This is a genomic window from Nocardiopsis endophytica (assembly GCF_027706725.1).
In the GTDB taxonomy this organism is placed as follows: domain Bacteria; phylum Actinomycetota; class Actinomycetes; order Streptosporangiales; family Streptosporangiaceae; genus Nocardiopsis_A; species Nocardiopsis_A endophytica.
Genome location: NZ_JAQFWQ010000080.1, coordinates 16,705 through 32,810, shown reverse-complemented (window position 1 = coordinate 32,810; position 16,106 = coordinate 16,705). Strand labels below are relative to the sequence as shown.

11 protein-coding genes and 1 riboswitch are annotated in these 16,106 nt (G+C 74.2%); of the genes, 4 read left to right on the top strand and 7 right to left on the bottom strand.

The genetic code is table 11. The features are described from left to right. Nucleotides 1-463: 463 nt before the first annotated feature. The gene (locus O4J56_RS22880; RefSeq protein ID WP_270688535.1) at nucleotides 464-1,438 is read right to left on the bottom strand and encodes a LysR family transcriptional regulator; all 975 of its coding nucleotides are present in this window, start codon (nucleotides 1,436-1,438) and stop codon (nucleotides 464-466) included. 140 nt (nucleotides 1,439-1,578) lie between these two features. On the opposite strand from O4J56_RS22880, the gene O4J56_RS22875 reads away from it, so the two are divergent. The 3 genes from O4J56_RS22875 to O4J56_RS22865 all read left to right on the top strand — a co-directional run bounded on the left by O4J56_RS22875 (nucleotide 1,579) and on the right by O4J56_RS22865 (nucleotide 5,091). After that, nucleotides 1,579-2,856, top strand: coding sequence for a pyridoxal phosphate-dependent aminotransferase (locus O4J56_RS22875; protein ID WP_270688534.1), 1,278 nt, complete (start codon nucleotides 1,579-1,581; stop codon nucleotides 2,854-2,856). A gap of 322 nt (nucleotides 2,857-3,178) precedes the next feature. Then, nucleotides 3,179-3,469 (top strand): DUF6457 domain-containing protein, encoded by a 291-nt coding sequence (locus tag O4J56_RS22870; protein ID WP_270688533.1) that lies wholly within the window; start codon nucleotides 3,179-3,181, stop codon nucleotides 3,467-3,469. A gap of 212 nt (nucleotides 3,470-3,681) precedes the next feature. Then, a complete protein-coding gene (locus tag O4J56_RS22865; protein ID WP_270688532.1) occupies nucleotides 3,682-5,091 on the top strand; it encodes an alanine/glycine:cation symporter family protein in 1,410 nt (469 codons plus the stop codon). A 106-nt stretch (nucleotides 5,092-5,197) separates the two neighbouring features. Here O4J56_RS22865 and thiD read toward each other — a convergent pair whose 3' ends face one another. Together thiD and O4J56_RS22855 are read right to left on the bottom strand one after the other, a co-directional pair. Beyond that, nucleotides 5,198-6,001: a bifunctional hydroxymethylpyrimidine kinase/phosphomethylpyrimidine kinase gene (gene thiD / locus O4J56_RS22860; RefSeq protein WP_270688531.1), complete on the bottom strand. Its 804-nt coding sequence runs from the start codon at nucleotides 5,999-6,001 to the stop codon at nucleotides 5,198-5,200. After that, nucleotides 5,990-6,095: riboswitch (TPP riboswitch) on the bottom strand. Its footprint overlaps the gene before it by 12 nt. Before the next feature lie 50 nt (nucleotides 6,096-6,145). After that, nucleotides 6,146-7,165: a DUF368 domain-containing protein gene (locus tag O4J56_RS22855; RefSeq protein WP_270688530.1), complete on the bottom strand. Its 1,020-nt coding sequence runs from the start codon at nucleotides 7,163-7,165 to the stop codon at nucleotides 6,146-6,148. 607 nt (nucleotides 7,166-7,772) lie between these two features. Here O4J56_RS22855 and rocD point away from each other — a divergent pair. Next, nucleotides 7,773-9,050 (top strand): ornithine--oxo-acid transaminase, encoded by a 1,278-nt coding sequence (rocD, locus tag O4J56_RS22850; protein ID WP_270688529.1) that lies wholly within the window; start codon nucleotides 7,773-7,775, stop codon nucleotides 9,048-9,050. Nucleotides 9,051-9,127: 77 nt separating this feature from the next. On the opposite strand, the gene O4J56_RS22845 is transcribed toward rocD, so the two are convergent. From O4J56_RS22845 to cydB, 4 genes are all read right to left on the bottom strand, one after another. Continuing rightward, a complete protein-coding gene (locus O4J56_RS22845; RefSeq protein ID WP_270688528.1) occupies nucleotides 9,128-10,240 on the bottom strand; it encodes an SGNH/GDSL hydrolase family protein in 1,113 nt (370 codons plus the stop codon). Nucleotides 10,241-11,327: 1,087 nt separating this feature from the next. Further along, nucleotides 11,328-13,178 (bottom strand): thiol reductant ABC exporter subunit CydC, encoded by a 1,851-nt coding sequence (gene cydC / locus O4J56_RS22840; RefSeq protein ID WP_270688527.1) that lies wholly within the window; start codon nucleotides 13,176-13,178, stop codon nucleotides 11,328-11,330. After that, on the bottom strand, nucleotides 13,175-14,977 hold the full coding sequence (gene cydD / locus O4J56_RS22835; RefSeq protein WP_270688526.1) for a thiol reductant ABC exporter subunit CydD: 1,803 nt from the start codon (nucleotides 14,975-14,977) through the stop codon (nucleotides 13,175-13,177). The genes cydC and cydD overlap by 4 nt, the downstream gene beginning before the upstream one ends. A gap of 43 nt (nucleotides 14,978-15,020) precedes the next feature. Then, entirely contained in the window at nucleotides 15,021-16,073 is a 1,053-nt protein-coding gene (gene cydB, locus O4J56_RS22830; RefSeq protein WP_270688524.1) for a cytochrome d ubiquinol oxidase subunit II, read from the bottom strand. Nucleotides 16,074-16,106: the final 33 nt, after the last annotated feature.

Here is a 16,106-nt window from a genome sequence, read left to right as displayed (position 1 = left end):
ACAAGAGTGCTGTCAAAACCGCCGGAATGACAGCACCTTTGTCGAGATCATCGCCAGGAGGGGGTGCACCGGGGCGGCGGCCGCCACGAACGCGGGCGACCACGCACCCACTCGGCCGCGCCGCCCACCCGGACCACGAGAGGCCAGCCGGACGGTAAGCAAGGCCCGGGAACCGCCCGGCTCTGGCCGTCGCTGCCCATCACGGTGACCGTGCACACGCGCCGCGCCCGACAGCGCTGCCGCGAGGGCCGCCGACCTGTCCTCGTCGCCGCCGATCACGCCGCACCCCGCCAGCCCGCCGCCCGGCCGGAGTCCTGGAGTGGGGTACCAGCCCGGCCGTCTGCTCGGCTGATCCATGCAACTGATCCATGCAGCCGCATGGCCGCACGCCGAGAACCCGAACCCGACGGCACGGCTTCAGGGCGCTTCTCCCGAGGACGACGCGGAGGGAGCGTGCAGAGAATCAGTCACCCCCGTTTCCCCGGCCGGGGCGGTGGCCCGGGATGCGGTCCAGGACCTCCTCCAGGTCGCGCTGGACGTCGACCGCCGCCTCCTTCAGCGCCCGCAGCGTCACCCCGATCGCCGGCCTGCGCAGGCTCGCCGCCCGGACGGCCATGTAGACGTCCCTCGACGGCGCGTCCTCGGGCAGTCTGCGGAATGCCAGTCCGGCCGTCCCGGCGCTCAGGGACAGCGCCGGGACGGCGGCGATGCCGATGCCCCGCGACACCAGGCTCAGGATGGTCCCCAGGCCCTCGAACTCCCACGCCGCCGCCGGGGCGCCGCCCAGGTCGGCGAGCAGGGTGTCGGTCCCGTACCGGGACGGCTCGCCCTGCGGTGCGGCGATCCAGGCCTCGTCCCGCAGCCGCTCCAGCTCCACCGGCACCGCCGGGTCCGCCAGCCGGTGCCCCTCGGGCACCGCCAGCACCATCGGGTCGCGCAGCAGGTGCTCGTGGCGGAGCTTGCCCGCGCCGGTGTCCGGGCGCCGCCCCGTCCAGTCGTCGACCAGGGCGATGTCGGCTTCGGCGGCGCTCACCTGGCGGATCCCCGCCCCCTCGGTGGTCTGGCGCAGCACCAGCTGCATGCCGGTGTGGCGGCGCAGGCTCTGCGCCAGGCGGGGCGCGAACGCCACCGCCGCCGTCGGGAACGCCGCCACCGTCACCCGGCCGGTCACCCGCCCCCGCCGCTCGTCCAGCACCGCCTCGGCCGCCTCCACCAGCGCGAGGATCTGCTCGGCCTGGTCGGCCAGCAGCCTGCCGGTTTCGGTCAGTTCGGCACTGCGCGCGGTGCGGTCCAGTAACTGGGCCCCCGCCTCGCGCTCCAGGGCGGACAATTGCTGCGAAACGGCCGAAGCCGTATACCCCAGCGAGGCGGCGGTCGCCGCGATCGTCCCCTTATCGGCGAATTCCTTCAGCAGTTGGAGCCTGCGGAGATCGAGCATAAGGCCACCTTACGCTCACCATCGAAAAGAGTCGCTTGTACTGATGGGTGGAAGTGGGCAGAGTGAAAGTGCGAGGCCGGGAGCACCAGCGGCCCCAGGCCTCCCACCAGCCGCCGGACGTATGCGGGGTCGATCTCTTCATGTCTGTTGCCGTTTCCGCCACACTCGCCGTGAACGAGGCCCTGGAGGCCCGGCGCCGCGCCGGCGCCCCCGTCCTGCCTCTGGGGTTCGGCGAGGCGGGACTGCCCGTCCACCCCGCGCTGCGGGACGCCCTCGCGGCCGGGGGCGGGTGCAACTCCTACGGACCGGTCGCCGGAGAGCGCGGCCTGCGCGAGGCCGCCGCCGGGTACTGGTCGCGCCGCGGCCTGGACACCGACCCCAACATGGTCGTGGCCGGGCCGGGAAGCAAGCCGCTGCTGTACGCGCTGCTGATGAGCATCGGCGGGGACGTCGCCGTCGCCGCCCCGAGCTGGGTCAGCTACGCCGCCCAGAGCCGCCTGTCCGGGCACCGCCCGCTGTTCGTGCCCACCGAGCGCGGCCAGGGCGGCGTGCCCCAGCCCGACCTGCTCGCCGAGGCCGTCCGGGACGCGCGCGCCCAGGGCCGCGACGTGCGGGCCGTGATCGCCACCCTCCCCGACAACCCGACCGGCACCGTCGCCGGCGCCGACACCGTCCGGCGCCTGGCCGAGGTCGCCCGCGCCCTGGACCTGGTGGTCATCTCCGACGAGATCTACCGCGACCTGGTGCACGACCCGGCCGCCACCACGGTGCACAGCCCCGCCGAGTTCGCCCCCGAGCGGACCGTGGTCACCACCGGCCTGAGCAAGAACCTGGCCCTGGGCGGCTGGCGCCTGGGCGTGGCGCGCCTGCCCGACGGGCCGCGCGGGGCGCACCTGCGCGCCGAGCTCCTGGGCATCGCCAGCGAGCTGTGGTCCAGCCCGAGCGGCCCGGTCCAGCGCGCCGGGGCCCTGGCCTTCAGCGAGCCGGCCGAGCTGACCGACCACATCGGGCGCAGCCGCCGCCTGCACGGCACGGTCGCCCGCGCGGTGGCCGACCGCTTCACCGACGCCGGGGCCACCGTGGCCGCGCCGCGCGCCGCCTTCTACCTCTACCCCGACTTCGAGCCGCACCGCGAGCGCCTGGCCGCCGTCTTCGGGGTCGACGACGGGCCGGGCCTGAGCCGGATGCTGCTCGAGCGCTACGGCCTGGGCGCGCTGCCCGGGGTCGAGTTCGGCGAGTGCCCCGAGGCCCTGCGCCTGCGCGTCGCCACCAGCCTGCTCTACGGCGACACCGACGCCGAGCGCTGGGCGGCGCTGGCCGTGGACGACCCCACCTCCCTGCCGTGGATCCGCGCGCACCTCGACCGCCTGGAGGAGGTGCTGTCCGAGGTCGTCGAACCCGTGGCGGCGGCCGCCTGAGGCGCGCACCGCCCGCGAGGGGCACCGACAACCGAACACGGACGCCAACGCCGAGGCGAACCCGGAGAACGGGGGCGAGGAGCGGGGCCGGACATCGCGGAAGGGCCGGTCCCGCTCCTCTGCGCGGGCCACCCTAGCGGTAGGCCCCCGGAACGGCGGAGGGCGGGACCCGTGCGCCGCCGAAACACCCCTCCGGCCCCTCGCCTCCGCGGCGTATTCGCCTCCGTGACGCGCCTGCGGCGTGCCTCTGCCGCGCGCCGGGCGCCGGATGGCTCTAGGATCGCGAGCAGTCTTCAACGCATTTTCCTTCTGAGGAGCAGTGATGACGCTCGTGGAGTGGGCGCGCCAGGTGTGCGCCGAGCTCGACCTCCCCGAGGAGGTCGTCAAGGAGGACGTCGACCGCGTCCTCGACCTCGCCCGCGACGCGGCGCACTCGGTGGCCCGCCCGGCGGCCCCGCTCACCACGTTCCTGCTGGGCATCGCGGTCGGCCGCGGCGCCGACCCGGACGAGGCCGCCCGCGTGCTGACCCGGCTCGCGCTGAGCCGGGCCGGGGGCGCCGACGGCCCGGACGGCGCCGACGGCGGGGGCCCAGAAGGCGGAAACAGCGGATGACCGGGTGATATCCGCTGGTCAGGGCCTCTCCGCAACCGGTGTGTGGAGGGACCGTGACGCGAATGTGACGAATCGGTGTGAACCTGGCGGAACACCGCGGTTCCGTACCCCGGAAGCCGTGTCCGGAAGGGGAGCACCCCCTCGGAGCGCCCGGTGATCCTCGGGCGCGCCGCGCCCCCGTCCCCCGTCCGAGATCGATTGGGAGCCCTCACGTGGACCAGACCGTGAGCCTGTTGGAAGACCTATCGTCCATCATCTGGGGACCATGGGTCCTCATCCCCTTGCTGCTGATCACCGGGCTGTTCCTCACGGTCCGCCTGGGTCTGCTGCAGTTCCACAAGCTCTTCCACGCCCTCTGGCTGGCCTTCGTGCGCCGCAAGGAGACCGAGGGCGAGGGCGACATCTCGCACTACCAGGCGCTCAGCACCGCGCTGGCGGCCACCGTCGGCGTCGGCAACATCGCCGGCGCGGGCCTGGCCATCGGCATCGGCGGCCCCGGCGCGCTGTTCTGGATGTGGATGACCGGCCTGGTCGGCATGGCCACCAAGTACAGCGAGGCGCTGCTGGGCGTGAAGTACCGCCAGCGCGACGACGTCGGCAAGCAGAGCGGCGGGCCGATGTTCTACCTGAAGAACGGCCTGTCCGGCGGGCTCGGCACCACCCTGGGCTTCCTGTTCGCGCTCTTCGGCGCGGTCGCGGCCTTCGGCATCGGCAACGGCACCCAGGCCAACACCGTCGCCCAGCAGCTCGACGAGAACTTCGCGATCGCCCCGTGGGTCTCCGGCCTGGTGATGATGGTGCTCATCGGTATCGTCGTGATCGGCGGCATCAAGAGCATCGGCCGCGTCGCCTCGGCGGTCGTGCCGGTGATGATCCTGCTCTACATCGTCGTCACGCTGCTGGTCCTCATCGTCCACGTCGCCGACCTGCCCGCCGCCCTGGCGCTGATCGTCACCGACGCCTTCACCGGCACCGCGGCCACCGGCGGCTTCGTCGGCTCCACCGTGCTGATCGCCCTGCAGATGGGCGTCGCCCGCGGCATCTTCTCCAACGAGTCCGGCCTGGGCACCGGCGCCATCGCGGCGGCCGCCGCCAAGACCGACCAGCCCGTGCGCCAGGCCATGGTCTCGATGACCCAGACCTTCATCGACACCATCGTCGTGGTCACCATGACCTGCCTGGTCATCATCGTCACCGGGGTGTGGAAGCTCGGCGACGACGACGGCGCCGCGCTGACCTCCGCCGGGCTGGAGGAGGGCCTGGGCGCCATCAGCCCGGCCCTGGGCGCGGCGGCCGGCCCGATGCTCGCCATCGCGGTGGTGGTGTTCGCCTTCACCACCATCCTCGGGTGGTCCTACTACGGCGACCGCTGCATCGACTACCTGATCGGGCACCGCGCGGTGGTCTTCTACCGGGTGCTGTTCGTGGTCGTGGTGTTCATCGGCGCCACCGCCCAGCTCGACGTGGTCTGGCTGTTCAGCGACATCGCCAACGGCCTGATGGCGCTGCCCAACCTGGTCGGCCTGCTGCTGCTGTCGCCGGTGGTGGTCGCCGAGACGCGGCGCTACTTCGCCAACCCCGAGTGGAAGAACCCGGACTTCCGGGTCCCCGAGAAGCAGTAGCGCGCGAGCGGCGCGACATGAGAAGGGCCTGTCCGATACGGACAGGCCCTTCGGCCGTTCCGGGTGTCCGGCCGTTCCCCCAGGGGGCGTCCCCGCGCCCCCCGCGTCACCACCAGGCGTGGAAGTGGTGCACCGGCCCCTTGCCCGCGCCGACCTCCAGGTCGTCGGCACGGCGCAGCGCCTCGGTCAGGTACTCCTTGGCCTCCCGCACCGCCGCGGCGCAGCCGTCCCGCTGCGGCAGGAGCGCGGCGATGGCCGACGACAGGGTGCAGCCGGTGCCGTGGGTGTTCTTCGTGGCCACCCGGGGCGCGGTGAACGGCACGGCCGGGCGCCCCGGCTCCACCAGCAGGTCGGTGCTCTCGGCGGTGTCCAGGTGCCCGCCCTTGATCAGCACCCGGCGGGCGCCCAGGTCGAGCAGGCCGCGCGCCTGGTGCTCCATCTCGGCGGTGTCGGCCGCCTCCTTCACCCCGAGCAGCTCGGCGGCCTCGGGCAGGTTGGGGGTGATCAGGTCGGCGCGCGGCAGCAGGCGGGCGCGGACCGCCCCGATGGCGTCGGCGGCCAGCAGCCGGTCGCCGCTCTTGGCCACCATGACCGGGTCGAGCACCACGTTCGGCGGCCGGTGCGCGTCGAGCGCCCCCGCCACCGCGTCGATCACCCCGGTGTCGGCCAGCATGCCGATCTTGACCGCGTCGGTGCGCACGTCGTCCAGCAGCACGTCGAGCTGGCGGGTGATGAACTCCGGGGGCACACGGTGCACCTCGGCGACCCCGGTGGTGGTCTGCGCGACCAGGGCCGTCACTACGCTCATGCCGTAGCCCCCGAGGGCGGAGAAGGCCTTGAGGTCGGCCTGGATCCCCGCGCCGCCGCTGGGGTCCGTCCCGGCGATGGACAGGATGTTGAAGGAGCTCATGGGCGTCCCTTCGCTAGTGCGAGCTAGTGCAGGTTCGACGGGTGTGTTCTCAGCCGCGGTGGGAGGAGGCTCCGCGGCACCCCGCGCCGGTGGGTGTGTTCGGGAGCCGGGCCGCACTGGGCGGCCCGGCGTGCGATCAGGGTGTCACATGCGCGGTGCCGACCCCGAGGCGGGGCGTGCGTGGCGCCCGCCCTGCGGCGCGCCGCCGCCGTGGCCCCCGCCGTGGCCGCCGTGACCGCCGTGGCGGCCGCCGTGGCCCTCCTCGGCGCCCCCGCGGCGGGAGCGGGTCGCGCGCTCCAGCAGCAGGATCGCGACCACCAGCACGAAGCCGACGGCCATCAGCAGCACCGTGAACGGCACCTCGGTGGGGGCGGTGAAGGTGCGGTCCTCCTCCTGCCAGGGCCACAGCGCCCGGAGCGACCCGGCGAGCAGGCCGGTCATGACCACCATCGCCAGGTGGTGGTGGTGCTCCAGCACCCACTGCAGCAGCTTGACGAACAGGGCGCCGCCGAGCAGCGCGCCGAGGAAGAAGAACCCGAGGTAGCCCATGTCGCGGTCGTTCACCGCGTTCATGGTGGAGGTGTACAGGCCCAGGGTGAGCAGGATCAGCGAGCCCGACATGCCGGGCAGCACCAGGGCGGACACGGCCACCGCCGCCGCGGCGGTGATGATCAGCGGGTTGGGGTCGATCTCGGAGGGCGGCAGCCCGATGAGCACGAACGCCACCGCCGCCACGCCCAGGGCCAGCAGGTAGTCGCCCACCCGCCAGCGCTTCGTGGTGCTGGAGTAGGGGACGTACACCGAGGCCAGCACCAGGCCGAAGAAGACGGCGTAGGCGAACTGCCGCTCGGACTCCACCAGCGGGGCCAGCAGCTTGGCCGCGGTGAGCGCGGCGGTGGCCATGCCGATCAGCACCGCGATCACGGCGGCCCAGTCGGCCTGGCGGAACTCGGCGCCGGCGCGCGCCATGCCGCGCCCGCGGGGCAGGTCGGAGACGGTGAGGCGGATGCCGCTGACCACGTGGCCGGCCGAGGTGATGATGGTCTCGTAGATGCCGGTGATCAGGGCGACCGTGCCGCCGCTGATCCCGGGCACCACCTCGGCGGTGCCGATCAGGGCGCCGCGGACCAGGTTGAGGGCGTGGGTGCCGATTGGTTTGGCCATGTCTCGCGTTTCGTCGATGGGTCTGGGGAGGCGGGGCGCGCGGCACCGGCCGCGGGGAGGCGGGCGTCGGGACGCCGCGCCCCGGACGTCTCGTCTTCCCGGACGGCCCCGGCTTCAGGCCGGCCGTCACCCGTTCCGAGGCCGCTCGGGCTCAGCGGGTTCGCGCGGAGCGCGGGAAACACGCCCTAGTGTAAGGACTCCGGCCCGGTCCGGGGCGCCGGAAGCGGCCTGGGGAGCGGGTTTTCGGGAACTCCGCGGCCGATCGTGCGGATAACCGGAACCGGGAGGGTGCGGTGCGCCCGGCCCGGCCCGGTCCGTCCCGGATCGCTCCCCGGGCGGAAGCGCCGTCCGCGGCCCTGAACGCGGCGCAAACATCTTCGCCGCGACGCTGGGCTAACGGCCGCGCCCGCGGGTCCCGCGGGTCCATATGTCCAGGGTCGGCGCCCGTGCGGCCTCTCGTCCTCTTCGTCTCCGTTCGGACACTTGTGCCTCGTCCGGGGCGTCTGTTCTGCTGCTGTGGGTCCCCCGACCGGCACGCGTATCGTCCGCGGGCCGCGGGGTATCCCAAGAGCGACACGATCAGCGCTGATCGGAAAGGGACACCTGGATGAGCGACACCCGCGTTCTGGGAAGCAGGCACTCCGGGGGCGACCCCTCCGGACCTCCCGTCTCCACCGCCGACCACATCGCCCTGGCCCAGGCCCGCTCGGCCCACAACTACGCGCCCCTGCCGGTGGTCATCGCCTCCGGCGAAGGCGCCTGGGCGACCGACGTCGAGGGCCGGCGCCACCTCGACATGCTCGCCGGGTACTCGGCGATGAACTTCGGGCACGCCAACCCCGACCTGCTCGCCGCCGCCCACCACCAGCTGGACCGGGTGACGCTCACCAGCCGCGCCTTCTACAACGACCAGTTCGCGCCGTTCGTCGCGGCCCTGGGCGACCTGGTGGGCAAGGAGCGCGTGCTGCCCATGAACACCGGGGCCGAGGCGGTGGAGACCGCCATCAAGGTGGCCCGCAGATGGGCCTACGACGTCAAGGGGGTCCCCGACGGGGAGGCCACCATCGTGGTGGCGGGCGGCAACTTCCACGGCCGCACCACCACGATCATCTCCTTCTCCTCCGACCCCGACGCCTACGGCGGCTTCGGGCCCTACACGCCCGGGTTCCGGGCGGTGCCCTACGGCGACGCCGAGGCCGTGGCCGAGGCGGTCGACGGCACCACCGCCGCGGTGCTGGTGGAGCCGGTCCAGGGCGAGGCCGGGGTGGTGGTGCCCCCGCCGGACTACCTGCCGCGGCTGCGCGAGCTGTGCGACTCCGAGCGGGTGCTGCTCATCGCCGACGAGGTGCAGTCCGGGCTCGGCCGCACCGGCACCGTGCGGGCCTGCGAGCACACCGGCGTGGTGCCCGACGCCTACCTGTTCGGCAAGGCGCTGGGCGGCGGCGTGCTCCCGGTCTCGGCGATGGTCGCCGACGAGTCGGTGCTCGGCGTCATCCAGCCCGGCCAGCACGGCAGCACCTTCGGCGGCAACCCGCTGGCCGGGGCGATGGGGCGCACCGTGGTGCGGATGCTCAAGGAGGGGCCGTACCTGGAGAACGCCCGGACGCTGGGGGAGGTGCTGCGCACCCGCCTGAAGGAGTTCGTGGGCGGAGGCGTGGTCGCGGCCCGGAGCATCGGGCTGTGGGCGGGCATCGACATCGACCCGTCGCTGGCCACCGGCCGCCGCATGTGCGAGCTGCTCGCCGAGCGGGGCGTGCTGGTCAAGGACACCCACGGGTCGACGATCCGGCTCTCTCCGCCGCTGGTGATCACCGAGGAGGACCTCAACTGGGGCCTGGACCAGCTCGGAGCGGTCCTGGCCGACCTGAAGGCGGGGCGGGCCTAGCCTGACCGGGCGGGCCGCACCGCGCGGCCCGCCCCCGGCCGTATCGGGGCCGGTGCCGACTCAGGCCTGGTGCCGGGTCAGTCGAGGTCCCGGGCGAGGACCTCGGGCCCGGCGGCGTCGACGGTGTCCCGGGCGACGTACAGCTCCCGCCCCGGTCCCTCCTCGATCCGCTCGCCGACCCGGTCGGCGAACGCCCGCTGGCCCGCGGCGGTCGGGTGGAAGCTGCTGCGGTGCACCTGGATGCCGTCGGTCAGGTCCTGCAGCACGACCCCGTTCAGCCAGGCGTCCTCCGCGCTCACCTCATGGCCCGCGAGCGCGGTGTAGACGTCGACGAACTCGACGCTGCCGACGTCGCCCTCCTCGGCGATCTTCTCGTCCGCCTCGCGGGCGGCGGTGCGCAGCCGGTCGTTGAAGGCGCGCACCTTCCCGTTCAGCCAGGTCTGGTCCTCGACCGTCAGCGTGTAGTACATGCCGGACGGCTCCTTGGGGAACAGGCGCGGGTAGCCGACCAGCAGCAGGCGGGCGTCGGGGGCGCGGTCGCGCACCTCGGCGATGATCTCCTCCAGGGTGTCGTCGAAGGTCCGCATCCGGCGGTCGATGTCCTCCTCCTGCCCTTGGCAGACCCCGCCGGAGACCAGCGGCACCCGCACCATGCAGGTGCGCAGGACGGGGGTGAAGCCCAGGTCGTTGCCGCCGATGCCCAGGCTCACCAGGGAGGTGTACTCGCCGATCGCGTCGAGCTGGGCGTCCTCGGCCCCGGCCTCGTCCAGGAGCTGGGACCCCTTGTGCTTGCTGCACGCGACGAACGCGAAGCCCCCGGCGAAGTCGAAGGCCTCGGAGGCGCGGGAGGGGTAGGCGTCGGCGGAGCGGAAGCAGCCGTCCTCACCGGTGGTGCCGGGCAGGTAGGAGCCGGCGCCGTCGCCGGAGGAATAGGAGTCGCCCAGGGCGAGGTAGTGGCCCCAGGTGGCGGCCTCGACCGGGTCCATGGCCACCCGCCAGTCGTCCTTGGAGCCGGGCTCCTCGCCCGGCGGGCGCCCGCCGGGCGCGCACCCCGACCCGGTCAGCGAGCACCAGGCCCCGGCCAGGCCGTCGCGGGTGACGGGCACCGCGAGCACGAGGACGAGGAGGAGGGACACCGCGGCGGCCGCGACGAGGAGGACACCGCGGCGGACGTCCCCGAGTCTGCGCACTGTCGGCCACCGCCCCTCGAACGTCCTGTCGCCCGGGTTCCGAAGGGCAGAGTACCCGCGGCCGCGGCGGTACAGGGGGAACGGCACGGGCGCCCCCGGACCCGCCGGGCCGCCGGAAAGGGGCCGCGGCGTCGGTGCGCGCCGACGACCAGCCAGGACGCGAGCGGAGAGGGACGCGTCACACTGTGGCCGGAACCGGAAGCGTACGAGCGGCTCCAGCGCCGCCGTCGTTGATCCCGCGATGAACGACGCTGCCGGCACGGCTCGAGCCTCGGCCGTTCGCGGTGCGGGTGGGCAGGCGGCTGGGGGGTACCCCACTCACGGGCCCCAGTCGAGCGGCAGGCCGACGGAGCACACCGATAAGGGCGCCAACGAGAACAGGCCAGCGGCCCTTACCGCAGCGCTGTCGAGCGCGGCGCGTGTGCACGGCCACCGTAGATGGCAGCGACGGCGAGAAGCGGGCGGTTCCCCGGCCGGTCCTGCCGTCCGTCCGGCCCCTCGCGGTCCGGGTAGGCGGCGCGGCGAGGAGGACGGGTGCTCGCCCGCGCCCGTGGCGGCCGTCTGCCCGGTGCCCCTCCTCGTTGATCTCGGGAAAAACGACGCTAAAACCGCCCCGGTAGCGTCGTTTTCCCCGAGATCAACGAGGGAGCGGCGGCGCTGGGGCGTGCTGTTGTTGATCTCGGGGAAGTCGGGCTTATCGTGTCCGGTTTAACCCCGACTTCCCCGAGATCAACGAGGGCGGGCGCCGAGCGGCCACCCCCGCGATGATCTCGGCGGAAGTGCTGTCATTCCGCCGGTTTTGACAGCACCCTTGTCGAGATCATCGCCGGGCAGGGGCACACCGGCCTGACGGCCGCCACGAGCGCGGGCGACCACACGCCCACCTGATCGCGCCGTCGCCCGGACCGCGAGGAGTCTGCCGCCCGGCTGGTGGGGTCGGGGAACCGCCCCGCTCACTCCGTCGCCGCCCATCACGGTGACCACGCACACGCCCGGCGGTCGGCAGCGCTGCAGCATGGGCTGCCGACCTCTGCCTTGGCGTCCCATCGGCCTGCCGCCTGGTCGGGGCCCTTGAGATGAGACCGGGTCAGCTCCCCAGGCGCAGGGCGTCGCGGTACCAGCCATCCTGCTCGGCCAGCTCATGGGGGGTGCCCTCCTGGAGGACGCGGCCCTCGGAGAGCACGTAGATGCGGTCCATCCGCTCCAGGCCCGCCAGGTCGTGGGTGATCAGCAGGGTCGAGAACCCTTCGGCGTCCGCCGCGTCCAGGACGTCGGCCATGACCGCGTCCCGGGTGTCGGGGTCCAGGTGCGCCGTCGGCTCGTCCAGGACCAGGATCCTCGGCGCCGCCAGCACCGCCCGGGCCATTGCCAGGCGGCTGCGCATGCCGCCGCTCAGCCGGGTGCCGTGCACTCCCACCTCGGTGTCGAGCCCGTGCGGCATCGCCCGGACCTCGTCGGCCAGGCGCGCCCGCTCCAAGGCCTCCCACAGCCGCTCGTCGCCGCCATCGGTGTGTTGGCCGTTGTCGGTGTCCCCGCTGCTGTCGGCGTCCCCGTTCCCGGCGGGGCCGGTCTCTGGCAGGGCCAGCCGTAGGTTCTCCCGCAGGGTGGAGGCGAACACGTGCGGGTCCTGCGGCACGCCCCCGATCGCCCGCCGTGCGTCGTCCCGGTCGTAGCCGACCAGGTCGCCGCCGCCGAGCTCCACGCCCCCCGCGTCGGGGTCCCGGAAGCGCAGCAGCACCTCCGCCAGCGTGCTCTTCCCCGCGCCGCTGGGCCCCAGCACCGCCACCTTCGCCCCCGCGGGCACCTCCAGGTCGATGCCGCGCAGCGCCCACGGCTCCTGTGGGCCGTACCGCACCTTCAGCCCCCGCACCCGCAGGTCGGCCGGGGGCGGCTCGGGCAGGGCGGCCGGTTCGGCGGGCGGCTCCACCATGGCCGGGGTGTCCAGCACGTCGAACAGGCGTGCACCCCCGGCCCGCAGCGCCCCCAGCCGCGCCGCCACCGCGGGCAGCGGCTGCACGATCTCGAACGCGGCCAGCGTGGTCAGCACCAGCACCGCCAGCGGCACCGGGTGCAGCGACCCGTCGTCGACCGCCGCCACCCCCAGCAGCAGCGACGCCCACACCGTCAGGCCGGTGACCAGCGCGGTCGCCCCGGCACCGAACCCCAGCAGCCCCGCGTCCCGGCGGGCCAGACGGGTCAGCTCGGCGTCGGCCTCCTCCACCCGGTGCACCGCCCGGTCCATGGCCCCGTAGGCGACCAGGTCGGGGGCGCCGTGCAGGGCGTCGACGAGGGAGGTGGACAGGCGTCCGCGCGCCTCCGCCTGGCGCTCGCCGGGCGCCCGGCCGAGCCGCGCGGCGACCAGCGGCACCGCCAGCCCGGTGAGGAGCAGCCCGGCGGCCAGCACCAGCCCGCCGGGGACCAGCAGCGCCGTGCACACGGCCGTGGTCACCCCGCCGGCCACCACCGCGATCAGCGGCGGCGTGAGCCCCCGCAGGAGCAGGTCCTGGGTGGACTCGGTGTCGCTGACCAGGCGGGAGACCAGGTCGCCGGAGCGGAAGCGGCGGATGGGTTCGGTGCGGGCCAGTCGCTCGTAGACCTTCACCCGCACGTCGGCCAGGGTGCGGAAGGCGGCGTCGTGGGTGACCAGCCGCTCCAGGTACCGCGCCACCCCGCGGGTGACGCCCAGGGCGCGGGTGGCCACGATCGCCACGCTCAGCGCGGTGATCGGCGGGTGCTCGGCCGCCTTGGCGAGCATCCAGGCGGCGATGCCCAGCAGTGCCACCGCCGACCCGGTGGCCACCGAGCCGAGCAGGACCCCGAGCGCGAACCGGCTGCCCCGGGGCCAGGCCAGCAGGACCATCCGCACCAGCGGGTCGCGGCCGCGGCCGGGGGCGTCGGCGCCCTCGGCGGCCACGGGGGAGACGTCGGCGGTGCTCATCGGAGGGCCTCCCGCTCCAGGCGGCCCGCTCGGACGGGGACCGTCTCGTCAACGTGCTCGGCCCACCCGGTGTCGTGGGCCACGACGACACCGGTGCGCCCCTCCAGCAGCCGTGCGACCGCCGTCCGGACCGCCGCCGCGTTCTCGGGGTCCAGGTGCGCCGTCGGCTCGTCCAGCAGCACCACCGGCGCGTCCCGCAGGAACGCCCGCGCCAGTGCGACGCGCTGGCGCTGTCCGGCCGACAGGCGGGCGCCGCGCTCGCCCAGCGGGGTGGCGTACCCCTCGGGCAGCTCCCGGATGAAGGCGTCGGCCTCGGCCAGCTCGGCGGCCCGGCGCACGGCCCCGTCGTCCGCGTCCGGCGCGCCGAGCCGGATGTTCCCGGCCACGGTGTCGTCGAAGAGGTAGGGGTGCTGCGGCACCCACGCCAGTCGGCGCCGCCACGCGGCGGGGTCGGCCTCGTCCAGGGGAACGCCCTCGGCGGCGCCGGCGGGCACGGCGAGGATCCGCCCCTCGGTCGGCTCGATGAAGCGCAGCAGCAGCGACAGCAGCGAGCTCTTCCCCGACCCGCTGGGACCGGCCAGCAGGATCCGCCGTCCTGCGGGGACCTCCAGGTCGACACCGGCCAGCGCCGGGGCGTCCCGGCCCGGGTAGGTCAGGCCGACCCCCTCCAGGCGCAGCCCCACGCCGCTGTCGGGCAGGTCGGCGGTGCGGTCCCGGGACGGCTCGGGCGCGCGCGGGGCGCCCTCCGCGCGCTTGTCCAGCTCCTTGAAGACCTGCTCGGCCGCTGCCACGCCCTCCATGCTGGCGTGGAACCGGGAGCCGACCTCGCGCAGCGGCAGGTAGGCCTCGGGCGCCAGGATCAGCACGAGCAGCGCCGTCTGGTAGTCGAGCATCCCGTACATCAGCCGGATGCCGATCTCCACGGCGACCACCGCCACCGACAGGGTGCTCAGAAGCTCCAGCACGAACGCCGACAGGAACGCGATGCGCAGCGTCGCCATCGTGCTGGAGCGCTGCTCGTCGGTCATCCGCCGGATGATGCGCGCCTGGGCCTTGGTGCGGCGGAAGACCGCCAGCGTCGGCAGCCCCTCCACCACGTCCAGGAAGTGGCCGCCCAGCCGGTTCAGGCGGCGCCACCGGCGCTGCGTGCGCTCCTGGGTGTGCCAGCCGACCAGCGCCATGAAGACGGGGATCAGGGGCAGGGTGACGGCGATGACCGCCGCCGAGATCCAGTCGGCGCCCGCCACCACGACGAGCACGGCCAGGGGGACGAGCACGGCCAGCACCAACTGCGGGAGATACCGGGCGAAGTAGTCGTCCAACGCATCGAGGCCCCGCGTGGCGAGCGTGGCGACCTCTCCGGCGTCGGCCGTACCCGTCCCGGCGGTGACGGTCCCCCCTGACGATCGGACCGTCCCGCCGTCCGGGGGAGGCGAGTCCCCCGGCCCGTCCTTCGCCCCCGCGCGGGCGCCGTCCCCCGGCCCGGCGCCGGTGCCGGTCACGTGGGCGACCAGGCGTCGGCGGAGCTGGGACTTGGCGCGCGCGGCGGAGCGCAGGGCGGCGGTCTCGGCGCCGTACGACAGCGCCGCCCGGGCGATCGCCACCGCGGCCACGGCGGTGATCGCCCAGGAGAGCGCCTCCAGACCCGCCCCGCGTGCGGCGCCGGCGATCGTGTACGCCAGCAGCCAGGCCTGGGCGAGCACCATGCCCGTGGTGAGCAGGCCGCTCGCCACGGCGACGGCCAGGTGCACGCGGACGGCGTCGGCCGTCCGGACCAGACGCGGGTCGAGGGGGCGCATTCGGATCCCTTCGGTGGAGCGGCGGACGCCGCTCGGTGGCGCGCTACTCGGCGGCGGACGCGGGGCCGGAGCCCTGTCCGCCACCGCCACCATAGGCGGGCACCGGCTCGATCTGCTCCCGGGTCACCCGCTTGCGGAAGACCCAGTAGCTCCAGGCCTGGTAGCCGAGCACCACCGGGAGGAAGACCACCGCCACCCAGCTCATGACGGTCAGCGTGTACGGCGCCGAGGAGGCGTTGGCCACGGTCAGGTCGTAGGCCGGGTCCAGGGTGGAGGGCAGCACGGCGGGGAACAGCGACCCGAACAGCGTCACCGACGCCAGCCCGATGGCCGCCGCGGTGCAGGCGAACGAGCGCCCCTCCGAGCCGCGCAGCGCCAGCAGCACCCCCGCCACCAGGGCGGCGGCCGCCGCGGCCACGACCGGCCACGTCCAGGCCTTGCCGTGGGCCAGCTGCGTCCACACCAGGAACACCGCCCCCGCCGGGACCGCCACGACGGCGGCGCGCAGCGCCGCGGTCCGGGCGCGGGCCCGCACCGGCTGGCCGGTCTTGAGGGTGAGGAACAGCGCCCCGTGCAGGACGAACAGCGACAGCGTGGTCAGGCCGCCCAGCAGCGCGTAGGGGTTGAGCAGGGAGAGCAGCCCGGCGCGGAGGATCTCGTCGGCGTCGACGGGCATCCCGCGCACGATGTTGGCGAAGACCAGCCCCCACAGGAAGGCGGGAACGGCGCTGCCCCAGAAGATCGCCCGGTCCCACCAGGCGCGCCACCGGTCGGTGTCGCCCTTGCCGCGGTACTCGAAGGCGACCCCGCGCACGATGAGCGCCAGCAGGATCAGCAGCAGCGGCAGGTAGAACCCGCTGAAGGCGGTGGCGTACCAGGCGGGGAAGGCGGCGAACATGGCGCCGCCTGCGGTGATCACCCACACCTCGTTGCCGTCCCAGACCGGGCCGATCGCGTTGATCATGACCCGCCGGTCGACATCGCGCCGCCCGAGGACGGGCAGGAGCATGCCGACGCCGAAGTCGAACCCCTCCAGGATGAAGTAGCCGGTCCACAGGACCGCGATGGCGAGGAACCAGACGGTTGCCAGATCCATGTCTCAGGTCTCCTAGCGCGTGGCGCCGTGTCG